This is a genomic window from Nocardioides panzhihuensis, assembly GCF_013408335.1.
Taxonomy (GTDB): domain Bacteria; phylum Actinomycetota; class Actinomycetes; order Propionibacteriales; family Nocardioidaceae; genus Nocardioides; species Nocardioides panzhihuensis.
Genome location: NZ_JACBZR010000001.1, coordinates 2,882,033 through 2,907,936, shown reverse-complemented (window position 1 = coordinate 2,907,936; position 25,904 = coordinate 2,882,033). Strand labels below are relative to the sequence as shown.

At 69.9% G+C, this 25,904-nt stretch carries 25 protein-coding genes; 16 read left to right on the top strand and 9 right to left on the bottom strand.

All coding sequences use genetic code 11. The annotated features are described in order from the left end of the window. Positions 1 to 38: 38 nt before the first annotated feature. From BJ988_RS13825 to BJ988_RS13815, 3 genes are read right to left on the bottom strand one after another with little or no spacing between them, the layout of a single operon-like run. Complete coding sequence (locus tag BJ988_RS13825) at positions 39 to 923, bottom strand: ABC transporter permease (RefSeq protein WP_218860856.1); 885 nt, start codon at positions 921 to 923, stop codon at positions 39 to 41. Then, positions 920 to 2,029 (bottom strand): ABC transporter permease, encoded by a 1,110-nt coding sequence (locus tag BJ988_RS13820; protein WP_246321481.1) that lies wholly within the window; start codon positions 2,027 to 2,029, stop codon positions 920 to 922. The genes BJ988_RS13825 and BJ988_RS13820 overlap by 4 nt, the downstream gene beginning before the upstream one ends. Continuing rightward, complete coding sequence (locus BJ988_RS13815; RefSeq protein ID WP_179658518.1) at positions 1,915 to 3,462, bottom strand: ABC transporter substrate-binding protein; 1,548 nt, start codon at positions 3,460 to 3,462, stop codon at positions 1,915 to 1,917. The genes BJ988_RS13820 and BJ988_RS13815 overlap by 115 nt, the downstream gene beginning before the upstream one ends. A gap of 164 nt (positions 3,463 to 3,626) precedes the next feature. On the opposite strand from BJ988_RS13815, the gene BJ988_RS13810 reads away from it, so the two are divergent. Then, on the top strand, positions 3,627 to 4,505 hold the full coding sequence (locus BJ988_RS13810; RefSeq protein WP_218860852.1) for a MurR/RpiR family transcriptional regulator: 879 nt from the start codon (positions 3,627 to 3,629) through the stop codon (positions 4,503 to 4,505). Positions 4,506 to 4,524: 19 nt separating this feature from the next. On the opposite strand, the gene BJ988_RS13805 is transcribed toward BJ988_RS13810, so the two are convergent. After that, the gene (locus BJ988_RS13805; protein WP_179658517.1) at positions 4,525 to 5,454 is read right to left on the bottom strand and encodes an Lrp/AsnC family transcriptional regulator; all 930 of its coding nucleotides are present in this window, start codon (positions 5,452 to 5,454) and stop codon (positions 4,525 to 4,527) included. A 205-nt stretch (positions 5,455 to 5,659) separates the two neighbouring features. Between BJ988_RS13805 and BJ988_RS13800 the strand changes: the two genes are divergently transcribed. From BJ988_RS13800 to BJ988_RS13755, 10 genes are all read left to right on the top strand, one after another. Continuing rightward, on the top strand, positions 5,660 to 7,228 hold the full coding sequence (locus BJ988_RS13800) for a purine-cytosine permease family protein (protein ID WP_179658516.1): 1,569 nt from the start codon (positions 5,660 to 5,662) through the stop codon (positions 7,226 to 7,228). Positions 7,229 to 7,265: 37 nt separating this feature from the next. Beyond that, positions 7,266 to 8,213, top strand: coding sequence for an agmatinase (gene speB, locus BJ988_RS13795; protein ID WP_179658515.1), 948 nt, complete (start codon positions 7,266 to 7,268; stop codon positions 8,211 to 8,213). Then, entirely contained in the window at positions 8,213 to 9,823 is a 1,611-nt protein-coding gene (locus tag BJ988_RS13790) for a thiamine pyrophosphate-binding protein (RefSeq protein ID WP_179661498.1), read from the top strand. The genes speB and BJ988_RS13790 overlap by 1 nt, the downstream gene beginning before the upstream one ends. An 11-nt stretch (positions 9,824 to 9,834) precedes the next feature. Further along, positions 9,835 to 11,328: a sodium:solute symporter family protein gene (locus BJ988_RS13785; RefSeq protein ID WP_179658514.1), complete on the top strand. Its 1,494-nt coding sequence runs from the start codon at positions 9,835 to 9,837 to the stop codon at positions 11,326 to 11,328. Next, positions 11,325 to 12,719 (top strand): NAD-dependent succinate-semialdehyde dehydrogenase, encoded by a 1,395-nt coding sequence (locus BJ988_RS13780; protein ID WP_179658513.1) that lies wholly within the window; start codon positions 11,325 to 11,327, stop codon positions 12,717 to 12,719. The genes BJ988_RS13785 and BJ988_RS13780 overlap by 4 nt, the downstream gene beginning before the upstream one ends. 102 nt (positions 12,720 to 12,821) lie before the next feature. Further along, a complete protein-coding gene (locus tag BJ988_RS13775; RefSeq protein ID WP_179658512.1) occupies positions 12,822 to 13,676 on the top strand; it encodes an esterase/lipase family protein in 855 nt (284 codons plus the stop codon). Continuing rightward, entirely contained in the window at positions 13,676 to 14,350 is a 675-nt protein-coding gene (locus BJ988_RS13770; RefSeq protein WP_179658511.1) for a TetR/AcrR family transcriptional regulator, read from the top strand. The genes BJ988_RS13775 and BJ988_RS13770 overlap by 1 nt, the downstream gene beginning before the upstream one ends. Before the next feature lie 11 nt (positions 14,351 to 14,361). Then, positions 14,362 to 14,691, top strand: a complete 330-nt coding sequence (locus BJ988_RS13765) for a hypothetical protein (protein ID WP_179658510.1) — start codon at positions 14,362 to 14,364, stop codon at positions 14,689 to 14,691. Next, positions 14,688 to 15,194: a phage holin family protein gene (locus tag BJ988_RS13760; protein WP_343051605.1), complete on the top strand. Its 507-nt coding sequence runs from the start codon at positions 14,688 to 14,690 to the stop codon at positions 15,192 to 15,194. Before BJ988_RS13765 ends, BJ988_RS13760 begins: the two co-directional genes overlap by 4 nt. Next, the gene (locus BJ988_RS13755) at positions 15,191 to 15,481 is read left to right on the top strand and encodes a DUF3618 domain-containing protein (protein WP_179658509.1); all 291 of its coding nucleotides are present in this window, start codon (positions 15,191 to 15,193) and stop codon (positions 15,479 to 15,481) included. The genes BJ988_RS13760 and BJ988_RS13755 overlap by 4 nt, the downstream gene beginning before the upstream one ends. On the opposite strand, the gene BJ988_RS13750 is transcribed toward BJ988_RS13755, so the two are convergent. Together BJ988_RS13750 and BJ988_RS13745 are read right to left on the bottom strand one after the other, a co-directional pair. Beyond that, complete coding sequence (locus BJ988_RS13750; protein ID WP_179658508.1) at positions 15,468 to 16,916, bottom strand: pyridoxal phosphate-dependent decarboxylase family protein; 1,449 nt, start codon at positions 16,914 to 16,916, stop codon at positions 15,468 to 15,470. The genes BJ988_RS13755 and BJ988_RS13750 overlap by 14 nt on opposite strands. Next, complete coding sequence (locus BJ988_RS13745; protein ID WP_179658507.1) at positions 16,913 to 18,244, bottom strand: MFS transporter; 1,332 nt, start codon at positions 18,242 to 18,244, stop codon at positions 16,913 to 16,915. The genes BJ988_RS13750 and BJ988_RS13745 overlap by 4 nt, the downstream gene beginning before the upstream one ends. A 248-nt stretch (positions 18,245 to 18,492) precedes the next feature. Here BJ988_RS13745 and BJ988_RS13740 point away from each other — a divergent pair, with 248 nt between their 5' ends. Genes BJ988_RS13740 through BJ988_RS13730 form a run of 3 tightly spaced genes read left to right on the top strand, consistent with a single transcriptional unit; the run spans position 18,493 to position 20,840 of the window. Then, positions 18,493 to 18,960 (top strand): peroxiredoxin, encoded by a 468-nt coding sequence (locus tag BJ988_RS13740; RefSeq protein WP_179658506.1) that lies wholly within the window; start codon positions 18,493 to 18,495, stop codon positions 18,958 to 18,960. After that, positions 18,957 to 19,805 (top strand): NmrA family NAD(P)-binding protein, encoded by an 849-nt coding sequence (locus BJ988_RS13735; protein WP_179658505.1) that lies wholly within the window; start codon positions 18,957 to 18,959, stop codon positions 19,803 to 19,805. Before BJ988_RS13740 ends, BJ988_RS13735 begins: the two co-directional genes overlap by 4 nt. A gap of 45 nt (positions 19,806 to 19,850) precedes the next feature. Beyond that, positions 19,851 to 20,840: a TIGR03557 family F420-dependent LLM class oxidoreductase gene (locus tag BJ988_RS13730; protein ID WP_179658504.1), complete on the top strand. Its 990-nt coding sequence runs from the start codon at positions 19,851 to 19,853 to the stop codon at positions 20,838 to 20,840. An 18-nt stretch (positions 20,841 to 20,858) separates the two neighbouring features. On the opposite strand, the gene BJ988_RS13725 is transcribed toward BJ988_RS13730, so the two are convergent. Beyond that, complete coding sequence (locus BJ988_RS13725; RefSeq protein ID WP_179658503.1) at positions 20,859 to 22,037, bottom strand: alcohol dehydrogenase catalytic domain-containing protein; 1,179 nt, start codon at positions 22,035 to 22,037, stop codon at positions 20,859 to 20,861. Between the two features lie 150 nt (positions 22,038 to 22,187). Between BJ988_RS13725 and BJ988_RS13720 the strand changes: the two genes are divergently transcribed. Next, positions 22,188 to 23,189, top strand: coding sequence for an NAD-dependent epimerase/dehydratase family protein (locus tag BJ988_RS13720; protein ID WP_179658502.1), 1,002 nt, complete (start codon positions 22,188 to 22,190; stop codon positions 23,187 to 23,189). A gap of 95 nt (positions 23,190 to 23,284) precedes the next feature. Further along, positions 23,285 to 23,884 (top strand): flavodoxin family protein, encoded by a 600-nt coding sequence (locus tag BJ988_RS13715; RefSeq protein WP_246321479.1) that lies wholly within the window; start codon positions 23,285 to 23,287, stop codon positions 23,882 to 23,884. Positions 23,885 to 24,009: 125 nt separating this feature from the next. On the opposite strand, the gene BJ988_RS13710 is transcribed toward BJ988_RS13715, so the two are convergent. Next, positions 24,010 to 24,339, bottom strand: coding sequence for a carboxymuconolactone decarboxylase family protein (locus tag BJ988_RS13710; RefSeq protein WP_343051604.1), 330 nt, complete (start codon positions 24,337 to 24,339; stop codon positions 24,010 to 24,012). Positions 24,340 to 24,389: 50 nt separating this feature from the next. After that, a complete protein-coding gene (locus BJ988_RS13705; protein WP_179658500.1) occupies positions 24,390 to 25,820 on the bottom strand; it encodes an MFS transporter in 1,431 nt (476 codons plus the stop codon). Positions 25,821 to 25,904 lie beyond the last annotated feature (84 nt).

Here is a 25,904-nt window from a genome sequence, read left to right as displayed (position 1 = left end):
CTCTACCTTCGCTGGCTCCACCTTCGCTGGCTCTGCCTTCACTGGTTGGCTCCTCGTGGATCGAGCGCGGCTCGGAGTCCGTCGCCGAGCAGGTTCAACCCGACCACGGCCAGGATCAGCGCGACGCCGGGGGCGAAGAGCATCCACGGAGCGACGCTGCTGAGCGTCTGCGCTGCATAGACCATGCCGCCGAGCGACGCCGCCGGTGGCGGGGTGCCGAAACCGAGGAAGCTCAGCGCCGCCTCGGTGAGGATCGCCCAGGACAGCGACAGGGTGACCTGCACGACCAGGATGCCGAGGATGTTCGGGAGCACGTGCTCGAAGAGGGTGGAGAGCCGGCTGCGACCGACCGCGGTCGCGGCCAGCACGTACTCGGCGTGGCGCAGCGTCAGGACCGGCCCGCGGGCGACCCGCGCGAAGATCGGCAGGTAGACCACCGCGATCGCGATCGCCACCGTCAGCCAGCTGCGGCGCAGGGTGGCGGCCAGAGCGAGGGCGAGCAGCAGTGACGGGAAGGCGAACAGCACGTTGGTGATGACGCCGACCACCCGGTCGAGGACGCCTTGGTAGTAGCCGGCCAGGATGCCGAGCAGCACCCCGCCGATCGCCGCCACGGTGACCGAGACGAGGGCGACCCGCAGCGAGTTGGCCAGGCCGGCGCAGACCCGGGCGAAGATGTCGCGGCCGAACTGGTCGGTGCCGAACCAGTGGCTCGCGCTGGGTCCCTGGAGCGCAGCCTGCACGTCCTGGGCGGCCGGGTCGGGTCCGACCCCGGCCGCGGCGAGGACCGCGAGCACTGCCACCAGGGCCATCAGGATCAGGCCGACGATCCCGCTCGGCGTACGGAACGCCTTGACCCACCGGCCGGAGGCCCGCGTCGTGGGGACCTCGGGCACCTCGTGCATGTCAGCCGCAGCACTCATGACACACGCACCCTCGGGTCGACGAGACGGTAGAGGACGTCGGTGAGCAGGTTGACCAGGACGAACATCACCGCGATCACCAGCACGGTCGACTGCACCACGGCGTACTCCTTCTGCTCCAGCCCCAGCAGCACCTGGCGCCCGATCCCGGGGATCGCGAAGATCTGCTCGACCACCAGGGCCCCGCCGAGCAGGAACCCGAACTGGAGGCCGCTCATCGTCACCACCGGGATCAGGGCGTTACGGAGGATGTGCCGCACCTGCAGCCGCCGGCCGGACACCCCCTTGGCGCGGGCGGTCCGGATGTAGTCCTCGGAACGGACGGTGAGGATCGCGGCGCGAGTGGTCTGCAGGATCGGCGGGGCGATGCTGATCCCGAGGACGAGCGCCGGCAGCAGCATCTGCTGCAGATTGAGGCCGGGGTCCTCGCCCAGCGTGCGGTAGCCCTCGCCGTTGGGATACCAGCCGACCGTGTTGACCAGCCAGTTCGACACCACGGCGGCGAGCAGGAAGGAGGGCACCGACAGCGCGACCAGGCTGGTCACCTGGCTGATCTGGTCGCGGGCGCGCCCGGGGCGGCTGGCCGCCAGCATCCCGCCCGGTACGCCGAGGGCGAGGCCGATCACGATCGCGAGCACAGCCAGCTCGACGGTGTTGGGCAACGACTGCGCGGTCATCGACAGCACGCTCAGGTGGGAGGTCGCCGAGACTCCGAGGTTGCCGGTGAGCACGCCACCGAGCCAGCCCAGGTACTGGGACAGGAGCGGCTCGTTGACCCCGTAGTAGGCCTCCAGCGCCTGCAGCTGCTCGGGGGAGAGGTCACCCGCAGCCGTCCCGTACGCCGCGGTGATCTGGTCGCCCGGGACCACCCGCAGCAGCACGAACGTGAGGATCGATACCCCGACGAGCGTCACCGCCGCTTCTCCGAAGCGCCGTGCCACCGGGTGGCGCCCGAAGGCGCCCGCCCGGTGAGCGAGGCTCGACGCGGCGCTCAGGAGACCGACGCCTTCCACAGCGTCGCGATCGAGGCGTCGGTGCGCTCCTCCAGGCCCTCCACTGCCTTGTTGGAGACGACGTACATCTCCGGGGTGAACAGCCACACCCATGCCGCCTGGTCGACCAGGTGCTGGGAGATCTCCTCGTAGATCGGCTTGCGGGCGGCGGCGTCGGTGGTGGCGATGCCGTCGGCGAAGAGCTTGTCGAGCTCCGGCGAGCTGTAGCCGGCGACCTTGTTGAAGCTGCCCGCCTTGGTGAAGTAGCGGCTGTACATCGTGTTCGGGTCCGAGCTGCCGCCGTTCATCGCGATCGCCGCGTCGAAGTCGGCCGCGAGCCACCGCTCGACGTAGGCGTTGGAGTCGAGCGCCTCGACGTTGACCTTGATCCCCACCTTGCCGAGCTGTGCCTGGATGTTCTGCGCCTCGTCCACCGCGGTGGAGTAGAGACCCTGGGAGGTCATCAGGTTCAGCGTGAACCCGTTCGGCTTGCCCGCCTTGGCCAGGTAGTCCTTCGCCTTGTCCAGGTCCTGCTCGGGGCACGGCTGGGCCTCAGGGTCCGAGCGGAACTCAGGCGAGGTGATCGGCCCGGTCGGCTTCCCCGACCCCAGCGCGGCGGAGTCGATCACGTCCTGGCGCGAGATCGCGCACTGGATCGCGAGCCGGGCGTTGGGGTCCGACAGCGTCGGCGAGGTCGCCCGCAGCTGCAGCACGTGGTAGGACAGCGAGTCGACCGTCATCGACTTGGTCTGTCCCGAGGTCGCGGTCTTCGCCGTCACCGGGTTGTCGAAGATCGCCACGTCCACCGAGCCGGTCTTCAGCGAGGACACCATCGACTGCTCGTCGGGGATGACGCGGAACTCGACGGTCGCCGCGCCGGGCTTCCCGGCGTAGTAGTCGGCGTTGCGCGTGAGCGTGATCGACTCGTTCGGGGTGCGGCTCTTGAACTGGTAGGGCCCGGAGCCCACGGGCTTGGTCTCCAGGCTCTTCGCGTCGACGTCCGAGGGCACGATCGCGGTGTTCACCCCGGTCAGCCCGGACACGAAGGAGGCGTCGGGCTGCTTCAGGGTCACCACGACCGTCTGCGGGTCGGGCGCCTCGATGCCGGCCACGTTGGCGAAGTACGACGCCGAGCTCGCGCTCGAGGCGGGGTCGATGATCTTCTCGTAGGTGTGCTTCACATCGGCGGAGTCGAGATCGGAGCCGTCCCCGAAGGTGACGTCGTCTCGCAGGGTGAAGGTGTAGGTCTTCCCGTCCTCCGAGATCTCCGGCAGCTCCGCGAGCCCTGCCTCCGGGACGCCTTCGGCGTCGGTGTTGAGGAGAGGGCTGTAGATCTGCGAGAGGACCTGGATCGACTGGGTCGAGGTCGCGGTCCAGGGGACCATCTGTGCTGGGTCGGCGGAGATCCCGAAGACCAGGGTGCCGTTGGTGCCACCGGTCTTCGCGTCGCTGCCGCAGCCGGCGAGGCCTGCTGCGAGCAGGCCGCCGGCGAGGGCGATGGCGAGCGTTGCGCGGGTGCGATGTCCGTGTCGTCGCTGCGTACTCACGGATCCTCCTAGGGATGGGCAAAGATGTCGGGCCAAGAGGTCGGGTTCGTGCCTGCAGTGGCACCGCCCGCGGATCCGTCGACTCTATGACAAAATGTTTCCGATGTGACCCGCTGCGGGTTAATTATTAACAGCTTGTTGTGGTCGAGCCGAGCGAGGAAACGATGAGCGAAGACATCCTGGTACGCCTGCGGCAGGCCCTGCCCGCGCTCAGACCGAGCGAGCGACGGCTGGCCGAGGCAGCCCTGGCCGATCCGGGCGCCGCCGCGGGACTGACCATCACCGAGCTCGCCACCCGCCACGAGACCTCGACCGCGACCGTCACCAGGCTGTGCCGCAGCCTGGGGTTCGCCGGTTACTCGGCATTCCGGCTCGCGCTGGCGCGGGCTGGCGCGAACGAGACCGGCCGCCGGATCGAGTTCGGGGTCTCCGAGGGGGACATCGACCCGGCGGACACGACGCGGGAGGTCGTGCGCAAGCTCGCCTTCCAGGAGGCCCGAGCGGTCGAGGAGACCGCGGACAGGCTCGACATCGACGAGCTCGACCGGGTCGTCGCCGCGATCACGACCGCCTCGGTCGTGGACGCGTACGGGTCGGCCTCCAGCGGCCTGGCCGCGCAGGACCTCCAGCAGAAGCTGCGGCGGATCGGCTACCAGGTCAACGCCTGGGCCGATGCCCACCTCGCCCTCACCAGCGCCGCCGTGCTCCCGACCGACGCAGTCGCCATCGCGTTCTCACACTCCGGCGAGACCGAGGAGGCGATCTCGGCGCTGCGCACCGCCGCCGGCCGGGGCGCCTTCACCGTCGCGGTCACCAACTTCCCGAACTCTCCGCTGGCCGAGCTCGCCGACGCCACCCTCACCACGGTCTCTCGTGAGACCCGGTTCCGGTACGGCGCGATGTCGAGCCGGATGGCCCAGCTCGTGGTGGTCGACGCGATCTTCCTCGGCGTCGCCCACGAGAACCCCGACGACGTCACCGCCGCGCTCGGCGCGACGTTGGACGCCGTCGCGACCCGGCGCATCCAGCCGCCCCGAGCCTGAGGGCCTGACGAGCGGCTCGTCAGGCTCCGCCGAGGTGCAGGGAGGCGTAGGTCTCCTTGACGAATCTGAGGTGGCTCCAGGTCTCGGCCTCGCGGACGCCGTCGAGGTCGCGGATGTGATCGAGGACCTCGACGAGATCACCGGAGGTGGCGGTGGTGACCGTGAGCAGGGCGTCGAAGCGTCCCAGTGTCCGGGCGACGAAGGTCACCGACGGAAGGTCGGCGACCTGCTGGGCGACCGGACGGTGGGCGGCGCCGTCGATCCGAAGGCCGATCCCGGTGGCCGTACGCCGCTCGTGTCCCGAGTGGCGCACCACGGCACCGACCCGGACGACGTTGCCGGCGAGCAGCTGGACCACACGGCGCCGTGTGCCGGCGGGGGAGAGGCCCACGCTCGCGGCCAGGTCGACGTAGGAAGCGCGGCCGTTCGACTGCAGCGCGCGTAGCAGGGCGTAGTCGGTCTCGTCGAGCGAGCCCGCGGCGGGCGCGGGGCCGACAGGAGCGGCGACGTCGCGGATGACCTCGGTGTAGAGCAGGGTCTCCGCGGCGACGATGCCGTCGATCGCGCGCACCTCGGCCAGCGCGTCATCGATCTGCACGATGGTTCCGGCGCGGAGCTCCAGGACCAGGGCATGGTGGCCGCTGGTCATCGACACCAGGGTGGTGTCATCGCGCGCCGCGGCGGCGCGCGCGATCCTGGTCGCGGAGCCGTTCACGCTGACGGAGACATGGGCGAGGACCTCATGACCGAGGACGGCCGCGTGGACGACGCCGCGGACGTCGATGTGGCCTTCGGTCAGGAGCCGTTGGACCCGCGTCGCCGCTGCCGATCGGGAGAGGCCGACCTGCGCAGCGATCCCGCGGTGCGTGAGGCGCCCGTCCTCCTCGAGCAGGCCGATGATCGCCTCGTCGGTGGCGTCGAGCGCGCCGGGCGCGATTTGATCCGACATTTTTTGAGTACCCCTCCGATGTCATATCGAGTCCCTGAGCCAGTCTTTCATTGCGATTATGACGGATCAACCGGGATCTGACGTCATATCAACAGTTGTGACAGGCAGGTTAAGAACGAAACGATTGCGCAAGAACTCCGGGTGCTCTTAGAGTGACGCGGATCTCATTCGACCCCTAGACCCGCATCCCAGGAGGTGACGAGCGATGAGCACCCGCACGCAGCACCAGCCGCCGCCCAAGGCGACCGTGGTCGAGCAGCACGGCGTCGAGCCGATCCCGGACCCCGAACGCAGCGCCCGGCCGCTCGATCTGTTCCGGCTCACCTTCGGCGGCGCCAACACCATCGCCACCGTGGTGCTGGGCAGCTTCCCGATCCTGTTCGGCCTGTCCTTCGCGCACGGGCTGATGGCCACGCTGCTCGGGCTGTTCCTGGGCGCAGTCGTCCTCGCCCCGATGGCCCTGTTCGGCCCGCGCAACGGCACCAGCAACTCGGTCAGCTCCTCAGCTCATCTCGGCGTGCACGGCCGGGTGGTCGGCTCGTTCCTCTCCCTGCTGACCGCGCTCGCGTTCTTCTCGATCTCGGTGTGGAGCTCCGGTGACGTGCTCGTCGGCGGCGCCAACCGAGCGGTCGGGCTGCCGCAGAACGACGCGACGCTGGCACTGGCGTACGGCCTCTTCGCGGTGCTCGTCCTGATCGTGTGCATCTACGGCTTCCGGTTCATGCTGCTGGTCAACAAGATCGCGGTCATCGCGGCGACCTTGCTCTTCCTGGTCGGCATCGCGGCCTTCGCCGGTGACTTCGACGCCGGGTACGCCGGTGCGTTCGGCTCGGGCGCGGAGGCGTTCGGCGAACCCGGCTTCTGGGCGGCGTTCGTCGGTTCGGCCCTGATCGTGATGTCCAACCCGATCAGCTTCGGCGCGTTCCTGGGCGACTGGGCACGCTACATCCCGCGAGGGACGCCCGGCCGCTCCTCGATGGCCGCTGTCTTCCTCGCCCAGATCGCCACCCTCGTACCGTTCGCTTTCGGTCTGGTCACGATGACGATCATCGCCACCCGGGAACCGGAGATCTTCGCGGCAGGTGCGTACGCGTCCGGGTTGCTGGCCATCGCACCGGGCTGGTACTTCGGCCCAGTCGCCCTGATCGCCCTCATCGGTGGCATGTCGACCGGCACCACCGCGCTCTACGGGACCGGACTGGACTTCTCCAGCGTCTTCCCCCGATTCAGCCGGGTGCAGTCCACCGTGCTGATCGGGATCTTCGCGATCGGCGTCATCTTCGTCGGCCGGTTCGTCTTCGACGTCGTCTCCAGCATCTCCGTCTTCGCCGTCCTCATCGTCAGCTGCACCGTCCCCTGGATGATGGTGATGATGATCGGCTGGTACGTCCGGCGCGGCTGGTACGACTCCGACTCGCTGCAGGTCTTCAACCGGCGCCAGCGCGGTGGCCGCTACTGGTTCGCCCACGGCTGGAACTGGCGCGGCCTCGCCGCGTGGCTGGTCTCTGCAACGATCGGTCTCACCTTCGTGAACCTCCCCGGCCAGTTCGTCGGCCCGCTCGCGTCGCTGGTCCCCGGCGGGGTCGACATCTCCATCCCGCTCGGGATGGGCCTCGGCGCGCTGCTCTACCTGGGTCTGCTCTTCGCCTTCCCCGAGCCACGGGACGCCTACGGTCCCGAGGGGCCGCGTCTGGTGCCGACCGGACCGCCCTCGAACATCCCGGTGATCTCGGTCGAGGACCGGCCCGAGCCCGCGGCTGCTCCCGTCGGCTGACATCCCCTGACATACCGCACCACCGAAGGAGAACCTCATGCCCGTCGGCCCAGTCGACGCCTCCAAGAACCCTCGCTACGCCGGCTTCGCGACCTTCGCGCGGCTGCCCCGCCTCGACCAGGTGGAGCACGCCGACATCGCGGTCGTCGGGGTCCCGTTCGACACCGGCGTCTCCTACCGGCCAGGCGCCCGGTTCGGCCCGTCGCACGTACGGGAATCCTCCCGGCTGCTGCGCCCCTACAACCCGGCGCTGGACGTCTCGCCGTTCGCGACCGCCCAGGTGGTCGACGCAGGGGACATCGCAGCCAACCCGTTCCACATCAACGAGGCGCTCGACACCGTGCAGGCCAGCGCACTCGAGCTCACCGCCGGAGGAACCCGGCTGGTGACGATCGGCGGCGACCACACCATCGCCCTGCCGCTGCTGCGTGCCGCCGCTGAGCGACACGGCCCGGTGGCGCTGGTGCACTTCGACGCCCATCTGGACACCTGGGACACCTACTTCGGTGCCGAGTACACCCACGGCACCCCGTTCCGACGGGCGGTCGAGGAGGGCATCCTCGACACCGAGGCGCTGTGCCACGTCGGCACCCGCGGGCCTCTGTACGGCAAGAAGGACCTCGAGGACGACCGGCGCTTCGGCTTCGGGATCATCACCTCCTCCGACGTCTTCCGCCAGGGCGTCGACGAGGTGGTCGAGAAGATCAAGCAGCGTGTCGGCAACCGCCCGGTCTACGTCTCGATCGACATCGACGTGCTCGACCCGGCGCACGCGCCCGGCACCGGCACCCCGGAGGCCGGCGGGCTCACCTCCCGTGAGCTGCTGGAGATCCTGCGCGGATTCGTCGGCCTGAACCTGATCGGCGCCGACGTCGTGGAGGTCGCCCCGGCGTACGACCATGCCGAGCTGACCGGTGTCGCCGCCTCGCACGTGGCCTACGACCTGGTCTCGCTCCTCGCGATGCGGCACGGGGGTCAGGCGTGATGAAGCGCAACGGCGGCGACGTCACCGTCGAGAGCCTGACCGCTCTCGGCGTGACCCACGTGTTCGGCATCCCGGGGCAGCACGCGCTCGGTCTCTTCGACGCCATCCGGCGCAGCGACCTGAGCTTCGTCTCCTCCCGGGTGGAGAACAACTCCGTCTTCGCCGCGGACGGCTATGCCCGTACGACCGGCCAGGTCGGAGTCGTGTTCTGCTCCACCGGACCGGGCGCGCTCACGGCGCTGGGGGCGCTTCAGGAGGCGTACGCCGCCTGCGTCCCTGTCCTGATGATCACCAGCCAGATCCCCCGCGACGGGCTCGGCGGTGCCCGCAAGGGCTATCTGCACCAGCTCGACGACCAGCAGGCGAGCGCCCGCAACGTCACCAAGTCCACCGCCACCGTCCGCGACGCGGCAGCCATCCCCGGAGTGCTCGCCGACGCGTGGGCCACCGCCCAGGAGGCCCCGGCCGGACCGGTATGGGTCGAGATCCCGCAGGACGTGCTCCTCGAGGAGGTCACGGTGCCGCCGGTGACCGGGCTGGTTGCGTCGGTGCCCCCGCCACGGCGCCCCCGGCCCGAGGTCGTCGTCGAGGCCGCCCGCCTGCTCGCGGCCGCGGAGCGCCCGGTGATCCTCGCCGGGGGAGGCGTACGCCGCTCCGCCGGTGCCCCGGAGGCGCTGATCGCCCTCGCCGAGACCCTCGACGCGCCGGTGGTCTCCACCGCCGGCGGCAACGGCGCGATCCCGCTCGCGCACCCGCTGAGCGCGGGCGCGTGGATCGAGGATCGGCACACCACCGATCTGCTCGGGGACGCCGACGTCCTGCTCGCGATCGGCAGCTCCTTCGGCGAGGTGACCAGCAACTACGGCACCTTCGCTCCGCGCGGCCGGGTGATCCAGGTCGACGCCGAGGCTCGGGTGCTGGGCTCCAACCACGACGTCCTGGGCGTGCATGCCGACGCCGCAACCGCCCTGGCCGACATCGCGGCCGCCCTGCCCGAGATCGGCCAGACGCGGTCCGGCGCGAGCGCGGCGAGCGACCTGCGTACGCGGGTCCGGGCCAGGCTCGACACCCAGGACCTCGCGGCCGAGCAGCGGCTGCTCGCCGATCTGCGCGCGGCGGTGCCCGACGACGCCGAGACGTTCTGGGACATGACGATCGCGGCGTACTGGGCCTGGTCGGCCTGGGACCCACGCACCGGCGGCTTCCACACCGCGCAGGCCTCCGGCGGTCTCGGGCTGGCCTTCCCCGCGGCGATCGGCGCCGCGGTCGGCACCGGACGGCGTACGTTCGCGGTCTCCGGAGACGGCGGCGCGATGTACTCCATCGCGGAGCTCGCCACCGCCCGCCAGCACGACGCCGAGATCACCTGGCTGGTGATCGACGACGGCGGTTACGGGATCCTGCGCGAGTACATGACCGGGGCCTTCGGCGCCGCCACCGCAACCGAGCTCGCCCGGCCGGACTTCGTCCTCCTGGCCGAGGCGTTCGGCATCCCCGTGCACGCCGCGAACCCTGAGACCGTCGGCGAGATCGTCGCCGACACCTTCGCCACCAGCGGCCCTGCCGTGGTGGTTCTTCCGACCGTCCTCCGCATGTTCGCCCCCAGCTGATCGGAACGCTCATGGATCTCGCCATCATCGTCATCTATCTCGCCGCCATGGTCGCCTTCGGCTGGTGGGGCAAGAGCCGCACCAAGGACAGCTCTGACTTCCTCGTCGCCGGCCGCCGGCTCGGTCCGATGCTCTACACCGGCACCATGGCCGCGGTCGTCCTCGGAGGTGCCTCGACCGTCGGCGGGGTCGCGCTCGGCTACGAGTACGGCATCTCCGGCGCGTGGTTGGTCACGGCGATCGCGCTCGGCGTCCTGGCGCTGAGCCTGCTCTTCGCGGGCAGGATCCAGCGGCTGCGGATCTACACCGTCGCTCAGATGCTGGCGTTGCGCTATGGCGTCGGTGCGACCGCCGCCTCGGGCGTGGTCATGATGGCCTACACGCTGATGCTCACGGTCACCTCCACGATGGCGTACGCGACCGTCTTCAACGTCCTCTTCGGCACCGACCGGGTCGTCTCCATCCTGATCGGCGGGATCATCGTGGTGATCTACTCCAGCATCGGCGGGATGTGGTCGATCACCCTGACCGACATGGTGCAGTTCGTCCTGAAGACCATCGGTGTCTTCTTCCTGCTTCTGCCCTTCACGTGGAACCACGCGGGCGGACTGGACGGGATCAAGTCCCGCGCCGCGGACTCGGTCTTCGACCTCGGTGCGATCGGCACCGGCACGATCATCACCTATTTCGTCGTCTACACGCTCGGCATGCTGATCGGGCAGGACATCTGGCAGCGGGTCTTCACCGCCCGCTCGCCGCAGGTCGCTCGCTGGGGCGGCACCGCGGCCGGCGTCTACTGCCTGCTCTACGGTGTGGCCGGCGCGCTGATCGGAGCCGCGGCCTCCACCTTCATGACCGTCGACAACCGCGACGACGCCTACGCCACCATCGCCGAGTCGATCCTTCCGGTCGGCGTCAGTGGGCTGGTGCTCGCAGCGGCGGTGGCCGCGATGATGTCGACCGCTTCCGGCGCGCTGATCGCGACCGCGACGGTGGCTCGCACGGACGTGCAGCCCCTGCTCGCCCGACTGGTCGGGCGCACCCCGGAGCGGGTCGGGGACGACGCAGAGAACCCCGAGCACGACGTGCTCGCCAATCGGATCTACGTCGTCGTGATCGGCCTCGTCGTGGTCGTCCTCGCGTCACTCCTCAACGATGTCGTCTCCGGGCTGACGATCGCCTACGACATCCTCGTCGGGGGTCTGCTGGTGCCGATCCTGGGCGGCTTCCTATGGCGCCGCGGGACCGGCGCGGGCGCGGTGGTGGCGATGGTCACCGGCACCATCGCCACGCTGACGACGATGGCGATCGTCGGCGACGTCCTCGCCAACGAACCGATCTACGTGGGCCTCCTCGTCAGCGCCGCGGCGTACGTCGTCGTCAGCCTGCTCACCCGTCCGACCGACCCTGCCGTGATGCGGGAGTGGACCAGCCGCCTCTCCGGTGAGAAGACCCTCGACGCGTCCGACGACACCCCCTCGATGGCCACGGAGGAGTCCCGATGACCAGCAACCCCGACACCACGGTCGACAACACCGTCACCACCGGCGAGGCGACCTATGCGGTGACCGACCCGGCCACCGGCGACGTCCTCGCCACCTACCCGACCGCCACGGACGCCGAGGTCGACGCCGCCGTCGAGGTCGCCCACGCTGCGGCGTCCGGTTGGGGACGTACGACCTCGGTGGCGGAGCGGGCCACCCTGCTGAGGCGGGTGGCCGAGCTGCACGCCGAACGTCGCGACCAGCTCGCCGCGATCATCGAGCAGGAGATGGGCAAGCCGCTGGCTGAGGCCGAGGGCGAGATCGACTTCTGCGTCGACATCTACACCTACTACGCCGAGCACGCCGGGCAGTTCCTGGCCGACGAGGTCCTCGAGGTGACCTCCGGTGCGGGCACCGGGATCGTACGCAGATCGCCGGTCGGCGTCCTGCTGGGCATCATGCCGTGGAACTTCCCCTTCTACCAGGTCGCCCGGTTCGCGGCGCCGAACCTCGCCACCGGCAACACCATCGTCCTCAAGCACGCGCCGCAGTGCCCCTCCTCGGCCGTGGCGCTGGCGCAGATCTTCGCCGACGCCGGGTTCCCCGAGGGCGCCTACGTCAACGTGCTCGCCACCAACGAGCAGGTCGCTCAGGTCATCGCGGATCCGCGGGTCGCGGGCGTCTCGTTGACCGGGTCGGAGCGGGCCGGTGCCGCCGTGGCCGAGATCGCCGGGCGCCATCTCAAGAAGGTCGTCCTCGAGCTCGGTGGCTCGGACCCGTTCATCGTGCTCTCCACCGACGACCTGGACGCCACCGTGACCGCGGCGGTGGCCGCGCGGCTGGACAACACCGGCCAGGCCTGCAACGCCGCGAAGCGGTTCGTGGTCGCCGAGGACCTCTACGACGACTTCGTCGTGAGGTTCACCGAGCGGCTGCTGGCCGAGGCCACTGGTGCGCCGCTGTCCTCGGTCGCCGCCGCGGAGAACCTCGCCCGGCAGGTCGACGACGCCGTCGCCCAGGGAGCCGAGCTCGCCAGCACCGGCGACCGGTCCGGTGCGTACTTCCCCGCCGGTGTCCTGACGGGTCTCACCGCCGAGAACGACATGGCCCGCCAAGAGCTGTTCGGCCCGGTCGCGATGGTCTTCTGCGCCGCTGACGAGGACGACGCCGTCCGGATCGCCAACGACACCCCGTACGGCCTCGGCTCCTACGTCTTCACCACCGACCGCGACCAGGCTGCCCGGGTCGCGGAGCGGATCGAGGCGGGGATGGTCTTCGTCAACGGCGTCGGCGCTGAGGGTGCGGAGCTGCCCTTCGGCGGGATCAAGCGCTCCGGCTTCGGGCGCGAGCTCGGCCGGCTCGGGATGGACGAGTTCGTCAACAAGAAGCTCATCCGGACAGTCACCGCCTGATCCGTGACCCTTCCACAGGCCATCTGAAAATGACTGTTGTCAGATGGGCTGCCTCGTCCTAGGTTCGGATGTGTCCGGTTCGCCTGGAGAGAGCGGTCTGTCATGGTCAAGCGTTCTGCCGTCATTCGCGCCGTCGTGCTGCTGCTCGCGGCCTCGACCCTGCTGATCGCCCCACCGGCGCAGGCGGCGGGAGGCATCAACGACGCCGCGTGCCGGCCGTCGGCCGCTCACCCCAACCCGGTCGTCTTCCTGCACGGCCTGGGAGCCAACAAGGACGAGGACCTCAACTTCCTCCAGGCCGACGTGGCGGCGCAGGGCTACTGCACCTACAGCCTGACCTACGGCACCGGTGTCTACGGCCCGTTCGTGGGCGGGGTCGCGGACATCGGCAGGTCGGCGGCGCAGATCAAGGCGTTCATCCAGGGTGTGCTGGCACAGACCGGCGCGGCGAAGGTCGACCTGGTCGGCCACTCGGAAGGAGGGTTCCAGTCGCTCTACGTCACCAAGACGCAGGGCATCTCCGAGCGGATCGACAAGGTCGTCGCCATCGCGCCGCCGACCCACGGCACCACGTTCGCCGGCCTCTACCGTCTCGGGATGGCCCTGGGGGCCGACGAGCTGGCCGGGCGGGTCCTGACCGCCTTCGGCTGCGTGGCCTGCACCCAGCTGGTCACCGATGGCAGCGCCGTACGCACGCTGACGAACGGCCCGATCGCGCAGGCCGGCGTGACGTACACGATCATCCAGTCGAGGTACGACGAGCTCGTCACGCCGCCCGAGACCGCATTCGTGCGCGAGCCGGGTGTCACCAACACCTACGTGCAGGATCTCTGCCCGCTCGACCCGGTCGGTCACATCGGCGAGGCGTACGACACCAACGTCTGGCACATGGTCAAGAACGCGCTCGACCCGGCCCATGCCGCACCGTTCGTCTGCTCGGTCGGGTCGCCCGGCTGATGGCGCAGGAGGGCCGCTCGTACGGCGGGCTGACTCGCGAGGAGCGTGACGCCCAGCGCCGCCAGCGGCTCCTCGCGGCCGCCAAGGAGATCATCGGCACGAAGGGCTACGCGGCGAGCACGATCCCGGGTCTGTGCGCCGCCTCGAAGGTGTCGACGCGGCACTTCTACGAGCTCTATCCCGGCAAGGAGGACCTCTTCGTCGACCTCTACGACCGGATCACCGCCGACTCCTACGCACGGGTGGCGGCATCCTTGCGGGCCACCGCAGGTGAGCCGATCTTCGAGCGGGTGCCGGCGGCGATGCTGGCCTATCTCGACCCGATGCTCAAGGACACCCGTGTCGCCCGGATCGCGTTCGTGGAGATCGTGGGCGCGAGCCCACGTATCGAGAAGCTCCGGCTCGGCTATCGCGAGACCCTCGTCGAGATCGTGAGCACCGAGTGCGCCGCAGCCGTACGCCGGGGCGAGATCCGCGACCGCGACTGGCGCTTCGCGGCGCTGGCGCTCGTGGGCGCCGTGACCGCCATCGTCTACGACTGGGCGCTGCACCAGCCGCGCTCGAGCCGCGAGACGCTCGAGAACCAGCTCGCCGAGCTCGCGCTCGTCCTCTTCATCTCCGACCAAGTGTATCTCCCCGGGTCATCTGGGTACCGGCCGGACGTACAACGATGAGGAGGAACGACATGTTCAAGAAACCAGCGTTGTTGACTGCATTCGGCATCGGCTACCTGCTCGGCGCCCGCGCTGGCCGCGAGCGGTACGACGCCATCGTCGCCAAGGCCCAGGGTCTGTGGCAGGACCCGCGGGTCCAGGAGAAGGCTCAGCACGCCCGGGTCGTCGCCGAGGAGACGGCGGAGACCGCCAAGCACAGCGTCCAGGACAAGATGCCTGGCCACGGCTCTTCCACGACCTCTACGACGTCGACGTCCTCTCACCAGACGACGCCGAGCGCCCCGACTCCCGCCGCGTCCGCTGACCCGGTGACCGGCACGCCGCGGGGGTGGGAGTCGTGACTACGCATCAGACGAACGCCCATCAGACCGGCACCACGCCTCAGACCGGCACCGCCCACACCGGCGGCGCCCACACCGGCACCACCCATCAGAACGACGCATCGATGGGTGAGCTCGTATCGCGGCTCTCGGAAGAGATGTCTCACCTCGTACGAGGTGAGTTCGAGCTCGCCCGCCTCGAGCTGACCGAGAAGGCCAAGCACACCGGCAGGGGTGCCGGGGCCTTCGGCGCCGCCGGCCTGGTGGCGCTGTACGGAGTGGGTGTCCTGATCGCCACGGCGATCCTGGCCCTGGCTCTGGTCCTCGACGCCTGGCTGGCCGCGCTGCTGGTCGGGGTCGTGCTCCTGGCCATCGCCGGCATCATGGCCATGGTCGGGAAGAAGGAGGTCTCCGAGGGAGCTCCGATGAAGCCCGAACGCGCCACCGAGAACATCAAGCGGGACGTCGAGGCCGTCAAGCAGCATGGTCGACCCGACGACCACACCGCGAGGAGGACGCCATGACGCACGACTCCACCAGGCCCGTGGACGCCCATGACGACACCGGCATCGCCGCTGTCGAGGCCGACCTGGACTCCACCCGGCACGAGCTCGCCGACACCCTCGACGAGCTCGCCACCCGGCTGGACGTCAAGACACGGAGCAAGGACAAGGTCCACGAGGTGAAGCAGCAGGCGCAGGTGGCCGCTGGATCCCGAGACGTACAGATCCGGGGCGGCATCGCTGTCGCGGCCGTGATCACCGTGATCCTGCTGCTGGCCAAGAGGAAGCGCCGCGTCAACGCCGCCTAGGCCGGGTCAACCGGTCCAGGAAGGCTACGAGAAGCGCCTCGCGCATCGCAGGGGTGGCCAGGTCGAGCATCGCATTGACCTCGGCCATCCTCTGCGGCAGCGCGAGGCGGTGTCCTGAGCTTGTCGAAGGGTCGCCTGAGTCGGCGCCGATCAGGCCCGCCGCGACCAGCAGGCCGTCGAAGTCGTCGTCGGAGAGGGTGAGCGGGTCGAGGCTCGCGATGAACTCAGCGACGCCGGGGTCGACCGTGACCGGACCGCCCGCCACGGCGGCCGCGACCGCCTCGCCCAGAGCCTCGAGGAACTCAGGTACGTGGGGCAGCGTCGCGGCGCTCACCGACAGGTGGATGGTGGCGGGCGCACCGGCGTAGGACATCTGCGGCTGGACGTACCAGCCGCGGGTCGCCATCTCGTCGCAGACCGTGAACGGGTCACAGCTCGCGTCGGTCCTGACGGCGATCAGCGTGGAGTCCGGAACGCTGACCTCGGTGAGCTCGGGCATCTCGCCGATCCCGGCGCGGATGCGGTCCACGGCCTCGAAGACGTCGCGGGTGAGCCGCTCGTAGCCGTCATCGCCCACGGAGCGCATCACCGCCCAGGCACCGGCCACGGGACCACCCGACTTCGTCGACTGCATCGTGGAGTTGAGCATGGTGTAGCCCGGCCACGCGGCGGAGGCGAAGAACTGCGGCCGGCGCAGCTGCGGGGTGCGGTGCAGCAGCACCGAGGTGCCCTTGGGGGCGTAGGCGTACTTGTGCAGGTCGACGGAGATCGAGGTGACGCCCTCGACCGCGAACGTCCATGCCGGTACGTCGCGACCAAGCCGGGCAGCGTAGGGCAGCACCCAGCCGCCGATGCAGGCGTCGACATGGCACCGGATCCCGCGCTCGGCCGCGGCCGCCGCGATCGCGGAGACCGGGTCGACGACGCCTTGCGCGTAGGACGGCGCCGAGGCGACGACCAGCACGGTGCGGTCGTCCATCGCCGCGGTCATCGCGGCCGCATCCGCTCGGAAGTCGGGCCCGACCGGGACGAGCACCGGCTCGACCCCGAAGTAGTGGGCGGCCTTGTGGAAGGCCGCGTGCGCGGTCGCCGGCAGCACCATCCGCGGCCGCTCGATCCCGGGATGGGCGTCGCGTGCGGTCTGCACCGCGAGCAGCACCGACTCGGTGCCACCGGAGGTGACCGTGCCGACCACGGTCTCGGGGGCCTCGAGGAGATCGGCGGTCATGCCGACCACCTCGGTCTCCATCCGGAGCAGGCTGGGGAACGCGGTCGGGTCCAGGCCGTTGGAGCCCGCGTAGGCCGCCACCGCCTCGCGACCGATCCGGTCGATGTCGGGCAGGCCGGAGTCGTAGACGTAGGCGAGGGTCCGGCCACCGTGCACAGGCAGGTCGGCGGACTGCATCGAGCGGAGCTGGGTCAGGGCGTCGGTCATGCGGTCAGGGTTCCATCCACGTCGTCGGCAGTGAGTGAGTAGCGCCTCAGCCACAGCAGGCTGAGGAGCGCCAGGAGCGCCGGCAGCACCGAGAAGCCGAGCGTGATCGCAATCAGCGCCGAGTCGGGCTGGGCGATGTCGCTCCCGGCCGAGGAACGGTAGCCGCCGAGGGCGAGCACCGCGGCGTAGACCCCGGGCCCGAGCGCCAGCCCGAGTGTCTCGCCGGCGGTCCAGACGCCGGTGTAGACGCCGATCCGGCTCGTGCCGCTGCGGCGGGCGTCGACGGCGGCCGCGTCGGGGAGCATCGCCATCGGGAAGACCTGGCACCCGGCGTACCCGACGCCGACCAGGACCACCGCGGCGTAGACCAGGGCAGCCGGGGCCACCTGGGCGGTCGAGGCGCCCAACGCGCCGACGGCGAGGACGACCGAGGCGGCGACGTACCCGCTCTTCTTGCCGACCTTGGCTCCGAGCGCCGCCCAGGCGGGGGTGAGCAGCAGCGCGGGGCCTACGAAGCAGACGAACAGCACGGTCGCCGCGCCCGCATGGCCGAGCACGTTGGTGGCCAGGTAGTCGACGCCCGCCAGCATCGCGCCGAAAGCGACGGCCTGGATCACGAACGTGATCAGCAGGCGCCGGAAGTCGGGCGCCGCCGCCACGATCTTCAGCTGATCGCGCAGGCTGCCCGCACCGGGCTCGACGGTGCGGACCGGCGCGCGGCGGGTGCCTACGTACGCACTGAACACCCCGATCAGGATGAGCACCGCCATCGCCACGCCCATGAGCCGATAGCCCTCACGGCCGCCGACGGCGTCGCGGATCATCGGCGCGCTCGCGCCGGCGAGCAGGATGGTCAACGCCAGGATCGCGACCCGCCAGGTCATCAGCCGGGTCCGCTCGTCGTACGAGTCGGTCAGCTCGGCGGGCATGGCGACATAGGGCACCTGGAAGAACGCGTACGCCGTCGCGCATGCCAGGAACAGGACCAGCACCCACAGCGCCTCGAGCCCGGTGGCCATCGACGGCGCCGCGAACAGCAGCGCGAACGCCACCGCCAGCGCGACCCCCGCCCGGCGCAACCAGGGCCGCCGCGGCCCCCGCGGGTCCACCGTCCGGTCGCTGATCCGGCCCGCGATCGGGTTCAGCACCACATCCCACGCCTTCGGCGCGAACACGATGAACCCGGCCGCCAGGGCTGCGATCCCGAGGGTGTCGGTCAGGTAGGGGAGCAGCATCAGGCCCGGGATGGTGCCGAACGTGCCGGTGGCCACCGAGCCGGAGCCGTAGCCGAGGCGTACGCCGAGCGGCAGGGTCGGGCGGGCTTGCATGGCGCAATAGTGCCGTGGCCGAGCCGTAGGTGTCCGGGAACAGCAGAATTCGCGAACCGTCACCACAGGTAGCGGCGTACGAAGGCCTCCTTGAGAGGTCCACCATGGGCGAACGCGGCGTCCACGGTCTCCTCCAGCGTGAGCGCCGTGGAACCCGCCCAGCTCGCGCAACTACCGGCTGTACTACGCCGGCGACGCGTACACCGTCTCCTCGCTGAGGTCGGGGATCGGCGGAGTAGGTTGGCGCCATGCCGCTCGAGACCGGTGCCGTTGCGCCCGACTTCACGCTCCCCGCCCAGGACGGTACGTCCGTCGCCCTCTCGTCGTTCCTCGAGAAGGGGCCCGTGGTGCTCTTCTTCTACCCGGCCGCCGAGACCGCGGTGTGTACGAAGGAGGCCTGCCACTTCCGGGACCTCGCCGGCGAGTTCGAGGCGATCGGCGCCCAGCGGCTCGGGATCAGCAAGGACAGCGTGGAGAAGCAGGCCGGATTCGCCGCCAACCACGACCTCGACTATCCCGTCCTCTCCGACCCCTCCGGGTCGGTCGCCAGGCTCTACGGCGTGAAGCCGAGCATCCTCGGCAAGCTCGGGCCGCTGCAGCGTACGACCTTCGCGATCGGCGCCGACGGCCGGATCAAGGCCGTCGTCGAGGGGATGCTCAAGGCCGAGATCCACGCCGACGAGGCCCTCGCCGCGCTCAGGGAAGAGGCGCGGTGACGGTCCGGCCCACCATCGCCGTCACCGGCGCGACCGGTTTCGTCGGTGGCCTCGTCGCTCGCGCGCTCGGAGGCTCCGACGCTGCTCTCCGACTGCTCGTGCGTGACCCCGCCAGAGCCCCCGAGGTCCCCGGTGCCGACACGTTCGCAGTCAGCTACGACGACAGAGAGGCGGCGGTGGCCGCTCTCGACGGCGTCCAGACCGTGCTCATGGTCTCGGCCGCCGAGTCGGCGGACCGCCTGGAGCAGCACCTCACCTTCGTCGACGCCGCCGCGGCGGCCGGGGTCGAGCACATCGTCTACACGTCCTTCTTCGGCGCCGCGCCGGATGCCGTCTTCACACTCGCGCGCGACCACTTCGCGACCGAGGAGCGGATCAAGGCGAGCGGGATGGGCTACACGCTGCTCCGTGACAACTTCTACCTCGACTTCCTTCCCGCCCTGGTCGGTGAGGATGGTGTCATCCGGGGTCCGGCAGCCGCCGGGCGCTTCGCGGCGGTCGCACGTGCCGACGTCGCGCGCTCCGCCGTGGCGACGCTCACCGCGCCACAGCATCACCGAGGGCTCACCTACGACCTCACCGGACCCGAGGCGCTCACGATGAGCGAGGCTGCCGACATCCTCACCGAACATCTCGGGCGCGAGGTGCGCTATCACGACGAGACGATCGATGAGGCCTACGCGTCGCGTCGTCGGTGGGAGGCGCCCGACTGGCAGTACGACGCCTGGGTCTCCACCTACACCGCGATCGCGGCAGGGGAGCTCGACGGGGTCAGCAGCGCCGTAGCCACCCTCACCGGGCGGGAGCCTCTGCGGCTTCGCGACCACCTCGCCGCCGGCGAGTAGTCGACGGAGGGGTCGCTCGCCGCCACGTCGGGTACCGCCTTCGGCATGGTTGCTTTCGGATACACACTGATGACCGAACAGGCGGGCCCGAGAGACCTGGTGCGCCACGCCGTCGCTGCCGAGGAGGCGGGCTTCGACTTCCTCGTGATGAGCGACCACTACTCGCCATGGCTGGTCGAGCAGGGGCACGCGCCGTACGCATGGACTGTGCTGGGCGCAGTCGCGCAGGCCACGCAGCGAATCCCGCTGATGACCTACGTGACCTGCCCGACGATGCGCTACCACCCCGCCGTGGTCGCCCAGAAGGCCGCCACCATGCAGGTGCTCTCCGAGGGCCGGTTCACCCTTGGACTCGGCAGCGGAGAGAATCTCAACGAGCACGTCGTGGGCGCCGGCTGGCCGGCCGTGCACACCAGGCACGAGATGCTCGCCGAGGCGATGGAGATCATCTCCGCGCTCTTCGACGGCGATCTCGTCGACTACCGGGGTGAGCACTTCCAGGTCGATGCTGCCCGGCTCTGGGACCTTCCCAGCACCCGGGTTCCTGTCGGGTTGGCGGTCGGCGGGCCCGAGGTCTCCCAGCGTTGCGCTGCCTTGGCCGACCACCTGATCGCCGTGCAGCCCGATGCGGATCTGGTGGCGGGGTGGAACAACGTGGCGGAGGCGCCGAGAGTCGGAGCCGGCGGCAACCGAGCCATCGGCCAGATCCCGATCAGCTGGGACCCTGACGACGCGGAAGCAGCGACACAGAGGGCTCACCAGCAGTTTCGCTGGTTCGGCGGTGGCTGGGCGGTCAACAGCGAGCTTCCGACCACGGCGAGCTTCGCCGCGGCCTCGCAGTTCGTGCGCCACGAGGACGTCGCCTCGTCGATCCCGTGCGGTCCCGACATCGGCGCGATCACGGACGGGATCCGGCCCTTCTGGGAGGCCGGATTCACCGATGTGGCTCTCGTTCAGGTGGATGGGTCGACCAACGACCAGTTCTTGGCCGAGGCCGGGCCTCTCCTCGACGCGCTGCGCTCGGCGTCGGACTGAGGCTCGGCCACCCGCGACTCAGGGCTTGAAGACGACCTTCACCATCCCGTCGGACTTGGTCTGGAAGGCCTTGTACGCCCACGGTGCCTCGGTGAGGGGGAGGTGGTGGGTGGCGAAGGAGTCCACGCCCAGCGGGTCGTCGTCGCCCTCGAGGAACGGCATCAGGTCGTCCGTCCAGGCGCGTACGTTGGCCTGGCCCATGCGGATGCCGACCTGCTTGTCGAAGAGCTGCATCATCGGGAACGGGTCCATCGCGCCGCCGTAGACGCCGGCGATCGAGACGGTGCCGCCGCGGCGTACGGCCTCGAAGGCGGTCTGCAGCGCGGCCAGCCGGTCGACGCCGGCGTTCTTCATCACCGGGCGGCTGACGGCGCCAGGCATCCGCGACAGGATGGTCGTGGCCATCTCCGCGATCGGCGACCCGTGGGCCTCCATCCCCACGGCGTCGACCACGGCGTCGGCTCCGCGTCCGTCGGTCAGCTCGCGCACCTGCTCGCCGACGTCGCCGGACCCGAGCTCGATCGTCTCTGCCCCGCACTGCCGCACCCGCGCGAGGCGCTCGGGCTCGCGATCCACGCTGATGACACGGTGACCCTCGGCGATCGCGAAGCGGGCCACCATGTCTCCGATCGGACCGGCTCCGAGCACCAGCACGGTGCTCTCCGGGCCCGGGTCGGCGTACCGGAGGGACTGCCAGGCGGTCGGCAGGACGTCGGAGAGGAACAGGAACCGGTCATCGGACGGGCCGTGCGGCACCTTGATCGGCAGCTGGTTGCCGAAGGGGACGCGGAGGTACTGAGCCTGCCCGCCGGGGACCTGGCCGTAGAGCGAGCTGTAGCCGAAGAGGCTGGCGCCGGTGCCCTGGTCGCGGTTCTGCGTGGTCTCGCACTGCGAGTGCAGGTCGCGTCGGCACATCCAGCAGGTTCCGCAGCTGACGTTGAACGGCACGACCACCCGGTCGCCCACGCTCAACCCGTGAACCCCGGGTCCGGCCTCGGCCACGACCCCCATCGGTTCGTGTCCGACGATGTCGCCCGGTGTCATGAAACCGGTGAGCACTTCGTAGAGGTGCAGGTCGGAACCGCACAGCCCCGACGAGGTGACCTCGACGATGATGTCGTCGTCCTCGACGATGTGCGGGTCCGGGACCTCCTCCACCCGGATGTCGCGCCGCCCTTGCCAGGTGACCGCCTTCATTGATCTGCCTCCTTCGGATCGGATGACCTCTGCGGTACCCGGATCCGGCGATTCGAGCCCGGCGATCGCACAGTGCTCAACCGGAGCGAGGTGGGTACCGGTGAAGCACACAAGACAGATCGGGCGGCGGCAGGAAGGGCGTGGAAACACATGAAGGTGGTCGTCACAGGTGCGTCGGGGAACCTCGGTAGCGCCGCGATCCGGGCTTTGACCGCCGACGGGGCCGCGACGGTCCTCGCCGTCGCCCGACGAGCCCCGAGTGGCCCCCGGACCAGCGCACACGCCTCTGTCGAATGGCGTGAGGCCGACGTGTCGACGGGCAACCTGGAGCCGGTCTTGGAAGGGGCCGACGCGGTCGTCCACCTCGCCTGGAAGTTCCAGCCGACGCACCGGCCCGAGGAGACCTGGGCGACCAATGCGGTCGGCACGCGCAAGGTCCTCGACGCCGTCGCCAGGGCCGGCGTCCCCGCGCTCGTGTGCGTCTCGTCGGTGGCCGCGTACTCGCCGGTGGACCATGACGACCACGTCGACGAGACCTGGAGGACCGACGGGGCGTCATCGGCGGCGTACTGCCGGGAGAAGGCGTACGTCGAGCGGGCCCTCGACGCCTTCGCCTGTGCCCATCCCGAGGTCCGGCTGGTCCGGGTTCGTCCCGCGTTCGTCTTCCAGCGCTCGGCGGCCAGCGAGCAACGGCGCATCTTCGGCGGTGCGTTGGCCAGGCCGGCGCTCCTGGACCGGCGGCGGATCCCGGTCGTGCCGGTGCCCGCGGGGCTGCGGTTCCAGGCAGTGCACGCCGGCGATGTCGGCCGGGCTCTGGCCACCGCCGCGACCACCGACGTGACGGGCGCCTTCAACCTGGCCGGTGGGGGCGTGATCACCCGCGAGGAGATCGGCGAGCTGATGGGTGCTCGAACGGTCGAGGTCCCCTCGAACCTGATGCGTCAGGGCTTGGAGACGGCCTGGCACGCACGCCTCGCGCCCGTCCCGGGCAGTCTCCTGGATGCGGTCATGCAGCTGCCCCTGATGTCGACGGCCCGTGCTGAGCGGGAGCTCGACTGGCGTCCGCGCCACTCCGCCATGGAGGCACTCGAAGCGGTCGTCTCCGGCATCCCGGCGAAGGCCGGGAGCGAGCTTCCGCCGCTGCATCCGTGACCTCCCGGAAAAGAAGCACCTGGGCAAACGGACCGGGCTTGCCGTGATCAAGGCATGAGGGCGATGCTCCCGGGTTACCGGTTGGCATGAAGTCAATGAGCTGTCTGATCCTGAACTGCACCCTCAAGCGTTCGCCGCACGAGTCCAGCTCCGAGCTGCTCGGGTCCCAGGTGCTCTCGGCCCTCCGGGATCACGGGGTGGACGGCGAGATGATCCGGGTGGTCGATCACGACGTGCGGTTCGGCGTGACCACCGACGAGGGAGACGGAGACGAGTGGCCGCAGCTGCGGGAGCGGATGCTGGCCGCGGACATCCTGGTGCTGGTCACCCCGATCTGGCTGGGTCAGCCGTCCGCGGTCTGCAAGATGGTGCTCGAGCGGCTCGACGCCGAGCTCGGCGAGACCGATGACGACGGCCGGATGCTGACCTACGACAAGGTCGCCGGGATCGGCGTCGTCGGCAACGAGGACGGCGCCCACCACGTCACCGCCGAGCTCTGCCAGGCGTTGAACGACGTCGGCTTCACCATCCCCGCGAGCGCGGCGACCTACTGGGTCGGCGAGGCGATGCAGGGTGTGGACTACAAGGACAAGGAGCCGACGCCCGAGGCCACCGCGGGGACGACCAGGACCTTGGCTCGCAACGTCGCCCACCTCGCAGGCCTGCTGGCTGCCTCGCCCTACCCGGCCGAGTGATCTGCTGGGTGACTTCGGAGAGGTAGGCGAAGACCAGCTGGTGGGCGGCTCGATAGACCTCGAGCAGCACTCCGAGGTCCATGCCACGTCGGGCGAGCGAGCCTCGGCGATCTGGGTGAGAAGAGCTACTCGTCCTCGGCGATGCTCTTCATCGCCTTCCAACCATGGGTGACGCCGCCGCCGGCGCGGAGCGCGGCGGCGACCATGACGGCTTCGGCGACGTCGGCCTTGGACGCACCGGCCTTGACGGCGCGCTTGGCGTGGTCCTCGATGCAGAACGGGCACTGCGTGGTCACGGCGACGCCGACTGCGATCAGCTCTCGGGTGGCCAGGTCGAGGTTGCCGGTGTTCTTGTCGAACACGGCTTTGTCGAACCCGAAAAATGCCGAGACCATCTCCGGTGCGGCGTCCTTGATGTCGGCCATGAACTTCGCTTCGTCGTTGTGAGAGTGCACCGCTGCTCCTTCTTGGTTGTTGATTCCGTTGTGTTGATTGGTGGGAGTCCTCAGACGTGGATGGTTCGAGGCTCCTCGATCGTCTGTTCCGCGTCGTCGACTCCGGCGCGAAGCGTTAGCAGCGCAAGCACTGCCGAGGCGAGCAGGATCCCCGCGCCGACGACCAGCGCGGTGCTGTATCCATCGACGAGCGAGGAGGGCGTCGTGCTGCCGGTCCCTACCGTCACGGTGGCAGCGACTCCGGCGAGGATGGTCAGGCCAAGGGCGACGCCGATCTGCTGGGCGGAGTTGAGGAGCGCTGAGGCGATGCCGGCTCGATCCGCGGCGACGCCGTAGACGGCGGCTTGCGTCAGGGCGATCGTCCCCAGGCCGAACCCGAGCGCGATGAGCACCATCGCGGGAGCCATCAACGTCCAGTAGCTGGGCTCGACGGAGATGGTGGAGAACCAGAACGCCCCGCCGGCGCCCAGAAGCGCGCCGAGTGCGGCGACGTACCGAGGAGCGATCTTCATCAGCAGCTTCGGGGCAGTTCCGGCTCCGAGAACGATGCCGAGGGCGAACGGTAGCCAGGTGAGCCCGGTCTGCAACGGGCTGAAGTCCACGACCTCCTGCATGTAGAGGGTGATGACGTAGAACGTGCCCATCGGTCCGATCGCCAGGCCCAGCATGGTCAGGTAGGCGCCGGTGCGGTTGCGGTCGCGGAACAGGCTCGGTGGCACCAGCGGGTTGCGGCTCGAGCGCTGCGTACGGACGAACATGGCCAGGAGCACGAGCGCCGCACCGATGACCGCATAGGTGATCGGGTCGGCGCACCCGCTCTCGCCGAAGCGGGTGATCGCGTAGACCAGGGCGACCATGCCGGCGGTGCCGAGGACGGCTCCGAGCGTGCCGAGGCGTCCTGTACGCCGCTCGGCTGCGACCAGCGTGCGTGTTCCGAGGAGGACGAGGACGCCGATCGGGACGTTGATGAAGAACACCCACCGCCAGCCCAGCTGGTCGGTGAGCAGACCGCCGAGGAGCAGGCCGACGACGATGCCGAGGCCTGACATCGCCCCGTAGAGGGAGAGCGCCTGGTCGCGTACCTTCCGCTCGGAGAACGTCGTCGCGATCAGAGCGAGAGCGTTCGGGGCGGCCAAGGCCGCCCCGAGACCCTGCACCGCGCGGGCCGCGATGAGCATCTCCACGCTCAGACCGACACCGCCGACCAGGGAAGCGACGACGAAGACCGCGATGCCGACCTGGAGAGTCCGCTTGCGTCCCCAGAGATCTCCGATCCGGCCGCCGAGGAGCAGGAGCGCTCCGAAGGCGAGGATGTACGCGTTGACGACCCACGGCAGCATCGTCGGCGCCACCTCGAGCTCCCGTTGGATGCTCGGCAGCGCGATGTTCACGATCGAATCGTCGAGCACCACCATCAGCTGTGCCGAAGCGATCACCAGCAGCGAAACCAACCCACCGCTGGTCGACTTCGTGGCCGTCATCTGGCTTCTCCTCCTTGGCGCAGGCGTCGCTGCGCGGAAACGAATTCACCCCTGTGCGTCGTGACGACGACAGGATCAGATACC